The organism is Croceibacter sp., assembly GCF_002716225.1.
Classification (GTDB): domain Bacteria; phylum Bacteroidota; class Bacteroidia; order Flavobacteriales; family Flavobacteriaceae; genus Croceibacter; species Croceibacter atlanticus.
This window is the reverse complement of record NZ_PAZX01000017.1, coordinates 14,908-27,197: the sequence shown is the minus strand read 5'-3', so window position 1 is coordinate 27,197 and position 12,290 is coordinate 14,908. Positions and strand designations below refer to the sequence as shown.

Annotated in this window: 14 protein-coding genes; 4 read left to right on the top strand and 10 right to left on the bottom strand. The window is 34.3% G+C overall.

The window, feature by feature from the left end:
- Positions 1–164: 164 nt before the first annotated feature.
- Together folP and cdaA are read left to right on the top strand one after the other, a co-directional pair.
- Positions 165–1,016 carry a dihydropteroate synthase gene (gene folP, locus CL818_RS13015; protein WP_013188441.1) on the top strand — a complete coding sequence of 284 codons (852 nt, stop codon included), beginning with the start codon at positions 165–167 and terminating at the stop codon, positions 1,014–1,016.
- Positions 1,017–1,139: 123 nt separating this feature from the next.
- Positions 1,140–1,919 (top strand): diadenylate cyclase CdaA, encoded by a 780-nt coding sequence (gene cdaA, locus CL818_RS13010; protein ID WP_272974138.1) that lies wholly within the window; start codon positions 1,140–1,142, stop codon positions 1,917–1,919.
- A gap of 31 nt (positions 1,920–1,950) precedes the next feature.
- On the opposite strand, the gene CL818_RS13005 is transcribed toward cdaA, so the two are convergent.
- The gene (locus CL818_RS13005) at positions 1,951–3,714 is read right to left on the bottom strand and encodes an ABC transporter ATP-binding protein (protein ID WP_272974139.1); all 1,764 of its coding nucleotides are present in this window, start codon (positions 3,712–3,714) and stop codon (positions 1,951–1,953) included.
- On the bottom strand, positions 3,714–4,490 hold the full coding sequence (gene truA / locus CL818_RS13000; protein ID WP_272974140.1) for a tRNA pseudouridine(38-40) synthase TruA: 777 nt from the start codon (positions 4,488–4,490) through the stop codon (positions 3,714–3,716). The genes CL818_RS13005 and truA overlap by 1 nt, the downstream gene beginning before the upstream one ends.
- Positions 4,491–4,665: 175 nt before the next feature.
- Here truA and CL818_RS12995 point away from each other — a divergent pair, with 175 nt between their 5' ends.
- A complete protein-coding gene (locus CL818_RS12995) occupies positions 4,666–5,157 on the top strand; it encodes a metallophosphoesterase family protein (protein WP_272974141.1) in 492 nt (163 codons plus the stop codon).
- Between the two features lie 3 nt (positions 5,158–5,160).
- Here CL818_RS12995 and CL818_RS12990 read toward each other — a convergent pair whose 3' ends face one another.
- Positions 5,161–6,393, bottom strand: a complete 1,233-nt coding sequence (locus CL818_RS12990; protein WP_272974142.1) for a hypothetical protein — start codon at positions 6,391–6,393, stop codon at positions 5,161–5,163.
- 13 nt (positions 6,394–6,406) lie between these two features.
- Positions 6,407–7,714 (bottom strand): 30S ribosomal protein S12 methylthiotransferase RimO, encoded by a 1,308-nt coding sequence (gene rimO / locus CL818_RS12985; protein WP_286973328.1) that lies wholly within the window; start codon positions 7,712–7,714, stop codon positions 6,407–6,409.
- A gap of 118 nt (positions 7,715–7,832) precedes the next feature.
- On the opposite strand from rimO, the gene CL818_RS12980 reads away from it, so the two are divergent.
- Entirely contained in the window at positions 7,833–8,942 is a 1,110-nt protein-coding gene (locus CL818_RS12980) for a serine hydrolase domain-containing protein (protein WP_272974144.1), read from the top strand.
- Positions 8,943–8,950: 8 nt separating this feature from the next.
- On the opposite strand, the gene ftsY is transcribed toward CL818_RS12980, so the two are convergent.
- From ftsY to CL818_RS12950, 6 genes are all read right to left on the bottom strand, one after another.
- Complete coding sequence (gene ftsY, locus CL818_RS12975; RefSeq protein WP_272974145.1) at positions 8,951–9,904, bottom strand: signal recognition particle-docking protein FtsY; 954 nt, start codon at positions 9,902–9,904, stop codon at positions 8,951–8,953.
- 120 nt (positions 9,905–10,024) lie between these two features.
- Positions 10,025–10,177 (bottom strand): DUF4295 domain-containing protein, encoded by a 153-nt coding sequence (locus CL818_RS12970; protein WP_013188450.1) that lies wholly within the window; start codon positions 10,175–10,177, stop codon positions 10,025–10,027.
- A 6-nt stretch (positions 10,178–10,183) separates the two neighbouring features.
- Positions 10,184–10,366, bottom strand: a complete 183-nt coding sequence (gene rpmG / locus CL818_RS12965) for a 50S ribosomal protein L33 (RefSeq protein WP_013188451.1) — start codon at positions 10,364–10,366, stop codon at positions 10,184–10,186.
- 20 nt (positions 10,367–10,386) lie between these two features.
- The gene (rpmB, locus tag CL818_RS12960; protein ID WP_013188452.1) at positions 10,387–10,626 is read right to left on the bottom strand and encodes a 50S ribosomal protein L28; all 240 of its coding nucleotides are present in this window, start codon (positions 10,624–10,626) and stop codon (positions 10,387–10,389) included.
- Positions 10,627–10,710: 84 nt separating this feature from the next.
- A complete protein-coding gene (locus tag CL818_RS12955; protein ID WP_013188453.1) occupies positions 10,711–11,958 on the bottom strand; it encodes a competence/damage-inducible protein A in 1,248 nt (415 codons plus the stop codon).
- Positions 11,958–12,290: a hypothetical protein gene (locus tag CL818_RS12950; protein WP_013188454.1), complete on the bottom strand. Its 333-nt coding sequence runs from the start codon at positions 12,288–12,290 to the stop codon at positions 11,958–11,960. The genes CL818_RS12955 and CL818_RS12950 overlap by 1 nt, the downstream gene beginning before the upstream one ends.

The following is a 12,290-nucleotide window of genomic DNA, read 5'->3' as shown; positions in this document are numbered from 1 at the left end:
CGTTAGTCATTGTTAAGTTCCTTGTAAAAGTACGAAGTTCGAATTAAAAAGTATACCTAACTTTGTGATAAGTGTATATTGAATTTAGATCATTAGTTTTAATTTCAAATCTGAAACATTAAACCACCACACCAATAATTTCTATTAATATTATTTCACACCTTATGGCATTTAGCAACACCTCATCTTTAACTATAAATTGCAACGGTTCTTTAATAGATTTAAAGTCACCTAAAGTGATGGGAATTTTAAATGTGACACCAGATTCTTTTTACGATGGCGGTACCTATTCAAAACTATCTGATGTTTTAAAACATGTTGAACATATGCTTACAAATGGCGCAACATTTATTGATGTTGGTGCTTACAGCAGTAGACCAAACGCAGATGATGTTTCTGAAACGGAAGAACTAGAGCGAAGTGTCCCAGTAATCGAAGCTATTAGTAAAACATTTCCTGAAGCTCTTATATCTATAGATACTTTTAGAAGCTCTATAGCAAAAGCTTGTGTAAACGCTGGCGCCAGTCTCGTAAATGATATTTCTGCAGGACAATTAGACAAAGAGATGATGCCAACAGTTGCTACATTGCAAGTTCCTTATATTATGATGCATATGAAAGGTACTCCGCAAACAATGACAAGTAACACTAATTATGACAATCTTACTAAAGATATTCTTTTCTATTTTTCTGAAAAAATTTCTGAAGCAAACACTTTAGGAATAAATGATATCATCTTAGATGTAGGTTTTGGCTTCTCTAAAACACGTGAACAAAATTTTGAGCTTTTAGACCATCTAGATAGTTTTAATATTACTGGATTGCCAATGTTAGTAGGGCTTTCAAGAAAATCTACTATTTACAAAACCTTAAACACTACAGCATCAAAAGCTTTAAATGGCACTACAGCTATGCACGCTTGGGCATTACAACAAGGCAGTAATATCTTACGTGTTCATGATGTTAAAGAAGCTATGGAAGTGATAACACTTTATAATGCGCTTAAAAGCAATTAAAAGCCTTCAATTAAAAAACCTTCTTAATTTTTAGATCTCGCAGACAATGCGAAACTCAAAAATTCCCATTACATTTGAAAGAATTCCTATTTTAGAGCTAACAATAGGACACTTTCATTTACTATGGATTTCAATTTTTTAGAGCTTCGTATATTAGACATTGTAGATATTCTACTGGTTGCTGTCCTACTCTACTATATTTATAAATTAGTAAAGGGTACTGTTGCCATTAATATCTTTATTGGTATCGTAATTATCTACTTGGTGTGGAAACTTACGCAATTTCTAGAAATGGAAATGCTTAGTAATGTACTAGGTCAATTTATAGGCGTAGGTATTTTTGGTCTCATCGTGGTATTTCAGCAAGAGATTAGGAAGTTTTTATTAATGATAGGCTCAACAAATTTTGGCGCAAAACGAAATTTAATTCGGCAGTTTAAATTTATGAGACGCTCTAAGGAAACAGAGACAGATATCGATGCCATTGTAGATGCTTGCGATAATATGGGTAAGAGCAAGACTGGAGCTTTAATTATTATACAACGAAGCACCAACTTGGAGTTTGTAAAGAATACTGGTGATGAAATGAATATTGAGGTTAACAAACCTATTATTGAATCTATCTTTTACAAAAACAGCACACTACATGACGGTGCGTTAATAATTGAAGGCAATCTTATTACTGCTACAAGAGCTATTTTACCAGTTAGTAACGACAGGAAAATTCCTTTAAGGTTTGGCTTACGTCATCGTGCAGCTGTAGGAATCACAGAAAAAACTGATGCTATTGCTTTAGTTGTAAGTGAAGAAAGCGGCCAAATATCTTATCTTAAAGACGGCGATTTTGCAATTTTTGAAGATTTAAAAGATCTTAAATTAAAGCTTAAAGAAGATCTTTCTTAATGACGCTTAACAACTAACCTATTTAAAGATTCTAAATTGCCTCTTCCATAAACTGTACTTCGTACAAATTTTTGTAATAGCCATTTTCTTTCTTTAATAATTGCTTGTGTGTGCCTTGCTCTACAATTTTACCAGCATCCATAACTAAGATTCTATCAGCTTTTTTAATAGTGGCTAAGCGGTGTGCAATTACGATAGATGTTCTTCCCTTAGTTATTTTATCTGTAGCATCTTGTATGAGTTGCTCGCTATAACTATCTACTGAAGAGGTTGCCTCGTCTAATACCAATATACTAGGATTGCTAACATACGCTCGTAAGAATGCAATGAGCTGGCGCTGTCCAGAAGATAACATTACACCACGTTCTTTTACATTATAATGATACCCGTTAGGAAGAGTTGAAATAAAATCATGCACCCCAATTTCTTTTGAAGCTTGTATAACTTGCTCTTCTGTAACCTCAGGATTATTTAATGTTATATTATTTAAAATAGTATCTGCAAATAAGAAAACATCTTGTAGTACAACCGCTATCTCCTTCCTTAAGGATACTAATGTTGCATCTTTAATATTTATACCATCAACCAGAATCTCACCAGATTTTATATCGTATAATCGGCTTAATAAATTAATTACTGTAGATTTTCCGGCACCTGTTGCTCCAACAATGGCAATGGTTTCTCCTGCTTCAGCATCAAACGAGATGCCTTTTAAAACCTCTTCATGTTCAACGTAGCTAAACTTTACATCTTTAAAACTTATATCTCCTTTAATTCCGCTTAACACTGTACTACCTTCATCATCTATTGAAGAATGTGTGTCTAAAATTCCAAACACACGGTTTGTAGCCACCATTCCCATTTGTAAGGTGTTAAACTTGTCTGCTATTTGACGAAGTGGTCTAAAGAACATTTGTACCAACTCCATAAACATAACAATAACCCCTAAAGAAATAGCATCGCTTTCTAACACACGTAAACCGCCATACCAGAAAATAAGACCAATAGTTATAGAAGAAGCAATTTCTGCAATTGGAAAAAAGATAGAGTTGTACCAAACGGTTTTTATCCAACCTTTTCTATGCTTGTCATTTATAACCTTAAAGTTTTTATATTCTGTTTCTTCCCTAGCAAAGATTTGAACAATCTTCATTCCCGTAATACGCTCTTGTACAAAAGAGTTTAGGTTAGAAACTTGTGTTCTCACTTCCTCAAAAGCAGATTTCATTTTCTTCTGAAAAATGCGCGTAGCATAAAGAATAAACGGAAGAACAATAAGTACAATTAATGTTAACTTCCAGCTCCAATACAACATAACACCAAGAACAGCAACCATTTTAAGAAGGTCTGCAATTATCATAAACAAACCTTGGCTAAATATACCTGCAATAGTTTCTATATCACTTACTGCACGAGTTACTAACCGACCAACGGCAGATTTATCGAAATAAGCCATTCTAAATTTAAGCATATGCCTAAATAGGTTAACTCTTAAATCTCTAATAACTTCCTGCCCTAACCAGTTGGCGTAATAAATAAAACAAAACTGAAAAATTACTTCAAAGATTAAGACTCCAATCATTAAACTCACATAGAAAATTAAGTTTTCCATGCTAGTATTTACTATAGACTCATCTATCGTAAGTTTAAGTAAGATTGGTCTTAATACTCCAAATGCCGATAATGCAATTGCAGAAAATGCTACAAAGTATAACGTTAATCTATACGGGTTTGTGTATTTAAGCAATCGCTTAAACAACCTAAAATCAAATGCATTTCCAGAATCTTTTCCCATTAGTTATATGTAAATTCTTCTCGTGTTAATGATAAATTTTTAATACAGTCTGGATATAATACCTTTGTAAGATACAGACCTTGTGCAGCAACAGACTTTCCTGCTTCACCTCTATTTTTGCTTGCAATTATATCGTGTATACTTCCTGGTAAACGTTTACCAAGTCCTACTTCTAATAACGTACCAACAATTGCTCTCACCATATTTCTTAAAAACCGATCTGCTCGTATAGTAAAGACGAGTTTATGTTCATGTTGTGACCAATGCGCGTAGGTAATCTTACAATTAAAGGTTTTTACATCTGTCTTAACCTTAGAAAAACACTCAAAGTCTGTATACTCTAACAGGACTTTGGCTGCAGTATTCATTGCTTCTACATCTAATGGCTTAATAATATACAATGCACTTTCAGACAAGAAAGGATCTTTTCTTGTGGTCACCACATATTCATACTCTCTTGCCATAGCATCAAACCTTGCGTGTGCTTCACTATTTACAAGATAAACATCTCGAACAGCTACACTATCTGGCAACAATTTATTCAGCTTATATAAAAATTGAGATTCATTAATAGTAGTATCACTATCAAAATGCGCTATTAATTGTTTGCCATGAACACCTGTATCTGTTCTGCCTGCACCAAAAATAGTAACAGCTTTTTGAAAATATACAGCTATAGCATCCTCTAACACCTCTTGCACAGAGATATCTTCAGGCTGTCTTTGAAAACCGTGAAAGGGTTTTCCATTATAAGCTATGTCTAAGAAGTAGCGCAATATTTTACTTTAATACAATATAGAAATGCAAAGATAAGGCATATACCTTAAGGAGTAATAGGCTTTGGTATTGATTACAATTATAAAGACTCACATACAATTTATCTAATCTCTTGGCTATAATTAAGACTTGAAATGCTGAATTTATTGTTATTTTGTTTTTAAAATTTTAGCCTTGAAAAACATTTTATTACTTAGTGATACACATAGCCATATTGATGATACTATTATTAAATATGTAAAGCAAGCAGATGAAGTTTGGCACGCTGGAGATATTGGTGATTTAAAAGTAACAGACACTATTGCAAAGCTTAAACCACTACGAGCTGTATATGGTAATATAGATGACACCAAAGCAAGACAAGAGTTTCCCTTAGATTCTGTTTTTACTGTTGAAGGCGTGAAAGTATATATGACACATATAGGTGGCTATCCTGGAACCTACAAACCGAGAGTTTACCCTATTTTAAAACGCGAACAACCCAAGTTATTTATATGTGGGCACTCTCACATTTTAAAAGTAATGAATGACAAAACCCTAAACTGTCTTCATATGAATCCTGGTGCTATTGGAAAGCACGGTTTTCATAAGGTGAGAACAATGCTTCGCTTTAAAGTTGACAATGCAACTATTTCAGATTTGGAAGTTGTAGAGCTTAAGCGTTAAAAATTAATTTAAAAATGTATTTAATGGCAATTGACCAACTTGTATTTTACTACCTTTTTCATTAACAACTTTGGTCCAAGCAACAAATACGAGATCCTTAAAAATTTCGAGTTGAGGAAAACCACTAAATCGTTTTTCTGAAGTATCTGAAATTGTAACAACCTTTCCTAATTTACCATCTTTAGAAACTGTTCTTGCATATATTGATGCATCTTCTAACCAACTTACTATTGCTGTTTGCTCATTTATTAAATCTACATCTACACGACCATTAGGGTTACCCAAATCTACTTTAATAGGTTTCAAAAAATGCTCTCCAGCGTCTTCAGAGAAAATCACATTTACTTGTGAGGCTTCATTAGGTGCCGCAAACCAAGCTACTACCAAAGTGTTTTCTATTGATGCCGCACGTGGTCCATTTACAGGACAGCCATTTATTTTCCAGTTGTCATTATATAGTGTTTTAGGACTTGTCCACGTACCATTTACAAATCTTACAATACTCATATCTCGTACCTCAGCATCGCTCCTATCTCTATAAATAACAACGGGACCATTAGCTGTAAGTGCAGCAGTTGTTTGGCAACAATCGCACACTTTGTCATCGAGTTCAACACTATTGTAAATTTCACCTTCAGATGTTACAAAAGCTCCACGAATTGTCATTGCGCGTTTATCTTCAGAAACATTTACTGTATGACGACCATCTAACCAGGTTACAAAAAACTCTTGGTCTGGCATAGGCAACATAGACACAAAACCGTGTTCTGCTTCAACATTATCCTTATGAAGTTTAAACGACTGTGACCAAGACGAATCCTTAACTTTTCTGTTAAGCATAACATCATAGGTATAAGTTCCTGTAGCAGATTTTTGCAACGTGTGTGCTAAAAACAGGTTGTCATTTCCTGAAATTACTGGATAATCTGCCCAATTTACAAACCAGTTACTACCTTGAGATATGGTTTCTGGAGTAGAAAATGAAGTGTTGCCCAACTTAGCATACTTGAGTTTGAATACACTGTCATTTTCAGTTTCTTGCCAACTCACATACACATCTTCATCTGTAGCAAAAAGATAAGGTGTTAAACTTTTGGAGGCCAACTGCATTGAAAATAACTCAACCGTTGTTGTGTTAGAATTGGTGTTTTCAATATTCTCTAACTTTTCCTTAGAGCTGTTTTTACAAGATAATAAACTTAATATAAGTAGAAAGAAACCTGTAAACCTTATCATAATTTAGAAACGTTTAATTGACAAATGGTTCTGCATACAAATCGAAATCTGAAGCTTCAGAAATTTTTACAGTTACAAACTCTGCAGTTTTCAGGTAGTGTTTTTCAGCATCTATTAATACTTCATTATCTACATCTGGAGAATCAAATTCTGTTCTTCCTACAAAATAGCCACCTTCTTTTCTATCTATAACAACCTTAAACTCCTTACCAATATGCTGTTGGTTAAGCTCCCAAGATATTTGTCCTTGAATTTCCATAATCTGGTTAGCTCTATCTTGCTTTACATCTTCCGGAACATCATCCTCTAAATTATAGGCGTGCGTGTTTTCTTCGTGAGAATAGGTAAAACACCCTAAACGTTCAAAACGCATATCTTTTACCCATTGTTTAAGAATTTGGAAATCTTCTTCAGTTTCGCCTGGGTATCCAACTATTAAAGTAGTCCTAATTGCCATAGTAGGCACCTTAGCTCTAAATTCCTTAAGTAGCTTAGTGGTTTTCTCCTGTGTTGTACCTCGACGCATAGACTTAAGAATCTTATCTGATATGTGTTGAAGCGGTATATCTAAATAATTACAAATTTTAGGCTCCTCATTCATAACATCTAAAACATCCATCGGGAATCCTGTTGGAAATGCGTAGTGTAATCTTATCCACTCAATACCTTCAACCTTAACAAGCTCTCTTAACAGCTCTGCAAGATTTCTCTTCTTATATAAATCTAAGCCATAATAAGTAAGATCTTGAGCAATAAGAATAAGTTCCTTTACACCGTTTGCTGCTAGGTTTTTAGCATCTGTTACAATGTCCTCAATAGGAGTAGATCTGTGTTTACCTCTCATTAAAGGAATTGCACAAAATGAACAAGGCCTATCACAACCTTCGGCTATCTTTAAATAAGCATAGTTCTTTGGAGTTGTGGTTACACGCTCACCGACTAATTCATGTTTATAATCTGCTCCCAATGCTTTTAAAAGACTTGGCAACTCTGTAGTTCCAAAATATTGATCTACTTCTGGAATATCTTTTTGCAAGTCTGGCTTATAGCGTTCAGACAAACAGCCTGTAACAAAGACTTTATCTATAATACCTTCTTCTTTTTGCTTTACAGCATCTAATATGGTATTTACACTTTGCTCTTTAGCGTTATCTATAAAGCCACACGTATTAATGACCACTACATTACCTTCTTCCTCATGAACAACATCTTTATTGTTAGCCTTTAGCTGTCCCATTAGCACCTCACTGTCGTAAACATTCTTACTACAGCCTAAAGTGATAACATTAATCTTGTTCTTTTTCCTTGTTTTTGTACGCATTGCTTATATTGAAAAAAATGTGTGCAAAGATAGCGCCTTAAATTTAGAAGAGCGAATACGAACGTGTTAACTTTAGCGTGAGCATTAAACTATTTTATATCTTAGCTGTCAAACACTTATGAAAGCAATTTATCTCTTTTGTTTAATAGTCTTCAGCTTGAGCTGCTCTAGCTCTACAGATTTTGTTGATGAAACTGAAAACCCTACTGAAGAGACACCTGAAACACCAACCAATAGCACATTATATTTTCCGCCTATTAATTCTGAAAACTGGGAAACAGCAGCACCAGAATCTTTAGGTTGGCACACAGAAAATATTGATGTTTTAGACGAATTTCTAGAACAAAGCGGTACTAAAGCTTTTATAATATTAAGCAAAGGCAAAATAATATTAGAAAAGTATTACAATAACAGTGAAGCTTCAGATAATTTACCTTGGAACTCTGCAGGTAAGACACTTACAGCGTTCTTAACTTTACAAGCTGCAGAAAACAACTTAATTCATTTAGATGATCCGACAACTAGTTATTTAGGAGTTGGGTGGACTAATATGACACCAGAACAGGAAGAGAATATTACCATAAGGCACCAAATGACAATGACTTCTGGCGGCGATTTTACTGTTGAAAATACTTCTTGTACAGACCCAGAATGTTTAAATTATTTAAATGATCCTGACACTAATTGGTATTATCACAATGCATTTTACTCATTATTACAACCAGTTTTAAATAATGCTATCCCAGATGGTTTTGATTCATACTTCGAGACTAATTTGAAGAATAAAATTGGTATGAATGGAGCTTGGATTCAGCTTGGTTATGTAAGGGTATATTTTAGCACAGCGAGAAGCATGGCAAGATTTGGGTTATTAAATTTAAGCAAAGGTATTTGGGATACAGAAGAATTACTTTCTGCAGAACTTGTTTCAGAAAGCCAAACATCCTCGCAAGATTTAAATCCAGCATACGGTTATTTATGGTGGCTTAATGGAAAGTCTACTTACAAATTGCCTACATTAAACGCTACATTTAACGGAGAGCTTATTCCAAATGCTCCAGCAGATCTTGTTACTGGTTTAGGTAAAAACGACCAGAAACTTTATGTTGTACCTAGCAAAGACTTAGTGATTGTAAGAATGGGAGACGCATCTGACGCTGAACTACAAGGACCATCTGGTTATGACAATGAGTTATGGGAAAAATTAAACCTTGTATTTGGTGATTAAACAGTTCTTTATTTGAAAAAAGAGTCTACAAATTCAAATTTATCGAAGGCTTGAAGATCTTCAATACCTTCTCCTACTCCAATATATTTTACAGGAATTTGAAACTGGTCACTAATACCAATAACAACACCACCTTTAGCAGTACCATCTAATTTTGTAATAGCAAGACTTGTAACTTCTGTAGCTGCAGTAAATTGTTTAGCCTGCTCAAATGCATTTTGTCCTGTAGAGCCATCTAAAACTAACAACACTTCATCTGGTACATTATCTGCAACTTTCTGCATTACACGTTTAACCTTACTTAACTCATTCATAAGGTTTACCTTGTTATGTAAACGACCTGCAGTATCAACTAAGACTACATCTGCATTTTGTTTCACAGCTTCTTGCACAGTTTCAAAAGCAACAGATGCTGGGTCACTTCCCATTTGCTGTTTAACAATAGGAACACCTGTACGGTCTGCCCAAACTTGGAGTTGGTCTATAGCGGCAGCTCTAAATGTATCTGCTGCGCCCAATACAACATTCTTACCTTGACTTTTAAATTGATGTGCCAGTTTACCAATAGTTGTAGTCTTACCCACACCATTAACACCAACAACCATTATTACATATGGTTTTTTACCTTCCGGAACATGAAAACCTAATTTAGAATCGGTTTCAGTTTCACTTAAAAGACCTGCAATTTCTTCTCTAAGAATAAGATTAAGCTCATCTGTACCAAGATATTTATCTTTAGCAACGCGTTCTTCAATACGTTTGATGATTTTTATAGTTGTAGTAACACCAACATCACTAGCTACAAGAATTTCTTCAAGTTCATCTAGAACATCATCATCTACTTTAGATTTTCCTGCAACTGCTTTAGATAATTTACCAAAGAAAGAAGATTTACTTTTTTCTAATCCTTTATCTAAGGTTTCTTTTTTTTCTTTAGAGAATAAGTTTTTAAATAATGCCATAGTTAAAACCGGAAAGCCAAGAGGCGGTTATATTGTTAAGTATTTGTATTGCAAATATACTAAAATAGAAAAAGCCGTTTCTGTTTTAGAAACGGCTAAATACAAATATTATAGTAAGACTTATTTCTTAGCGAAAAAGTCATTCACACTGTCTGGGTCCATTACAGACTCAACAAATGTATAAGCTCCTGTCTTAGGCGACTTCACCATTTTAATGGCTTTAGTTAATCGCTTAGATCCTGTCTGTAAACTTGCTACTGATTTCTTTGCCATGGTAAATTATTTTATCTCCTTGTGAATTGTCATTTTACGTAGGATAGGATTAAATTTCTTAATCTCTAATCTGTCCGGTGTATTTTTCTTGTTCTTGGTAGTGATGTAACGAGACGTTCCTGGTTTACCAGAATCCTTGTGCTCTGTGCACTCCAAAATTACTTGTACTCTATTGCCTTTCTTTGCCATATCTTAAAACTTTGACGGTCTTATTGGTTTAAAAACCCTTTAGCTCGGGCCTCCTTTATTACTGCTGAAATCCCTTTCTTGTTGATAGTCTTTAAAGCAGACGTTGATATTTTTAGGGTCATCCACTTATCCTCTTCTGGGATGTAGAAACGCTTTTTGATCAAGTTAACGTTAAATTTACGCTTGGTCTTGTTCATTGCGTGCGATACGTTGTTTCCAACCATCGCTCTTTTTCCTGTAAGTTCACAAACTCTTGACATGTTTCTATTGTTTAGCGTTATTTCAAAACAGATTGCAAAATTAAGAAATCTTATAAGACTGGCAACTATTTATGAGAAAATATTTTATAGTTTTTGTAAATCTTTCAATAGCAACTCTAATGCCTTGTTCACAGCCTTTCGAGTAGTTTTTTCTCTGTGGTTACCAAAATTAAATTTATGAACCTTGGTTTCTTCAGGAGAAGAAACGCCAATAAAAACTGTACCAACCTCTTGTTTACTATCTCCTTTTGTGGGTCCTGCAACTCCTGTTACAGAAATTGAATATTCACTATTAAACTTTTGTTTTACCTTATCTGCCATTTCTTTTGCAACTGCTTCACTTACAACACCATATTTTGTTATAAATGCCATATCTATACCTAATAAGGCTTCTTTAGATTGGGTAGCATAGGTTACCATACCTCCAACAAAATAAGAAGACGCACCTGGATTTGCAGTAAACCTAGAAGCTATTAATCCTCCAGTACAACTTTCTGCTAAAGACAGTGTTGCATTTTTAGTAGCTAATAGCTTACCTATTTCTTGCTCTATACTATCTTCTCCTTCGTATCCAAAAATAATATCCCCTATAAGTTTATGCAGACTAACTATTTGGCGTTCTATCTCTGTCTTTAAAATTTCCTCATCGTCTCCTTTAGCTGTTAAGCGTAACCTTACCTTACCTAAACTTGGCAAATAAGCAAGTTTTATAAATTTTGGCAGATTAGTTTCCCAATCTTCTATTTTATCTGCTATAATACTTTCTCCTAAGCCATATGTAAGCACTGTTTTGTGAAGAATAAATGGGCGCTTGTACTTTTGTTGAAGTCGTGGAATAACTTCAGACTCAATTAAGCCTTTCATTTCATAAGGCACGCCAGGCATAGATACGTATACTTTATTATCTTTTTCTATCCAAATTCCTGGAGCTGTTCCAAATTGATTATGTAAAACAGTTGCTTTAGATGGCACCAATGCCTGCATTCTATTTGAGTCTAAAATTTGTTGTTTTACATAGTTTTCAAACAAATGCTCTACGTGATTTAAAACATCTTTATTTTCAACTAAAGTATCGTTAAAATATTCACATAAAGTATGCTTAGTAATATCGTCTTTGGTAGGCCCTAAGCCACCTGTTATTAAAATTATATCTGCACGACTTGACGCCTCTTCAAGAGCATTTAAAATATGCTGACGGTCGTCCTGAATAGATGAGATCTGATACACAGAAACACCTATTTTATTAAGTTCTTTTGAAATAAAGACAGAATTAGTATCTACAATTTGACCTATGAGAATCTCATCGCCAATAGTTATTATCTCTGCATTCATTATAAACTGTAATCTTCCCTAAGTGACTTAATTACTTTGTGAATTGTAGAGCTTATTGCTAAAGATGCTTTAGCCGCATTTTCCTGCTCTGTTTTTCGCTCAGACCAATTCTCTATTACACCAATCTCAAAATCTAGGTTTAAACCAAAAGATTTTAAGTTAGGCTTTAGCTTATGCGCATATTGGTATGCCAAGGCTGCATTTCCGTTTTCTACGGCTTCAGAAAGACCATTAGCATCTGGCGGCACCTCAACAATAAACGTCTTTATAAGTGTTCTTAAGAACTCCTGATCACCATTTGCAATATCCTTTATATCGTTTAGGTTGTACAT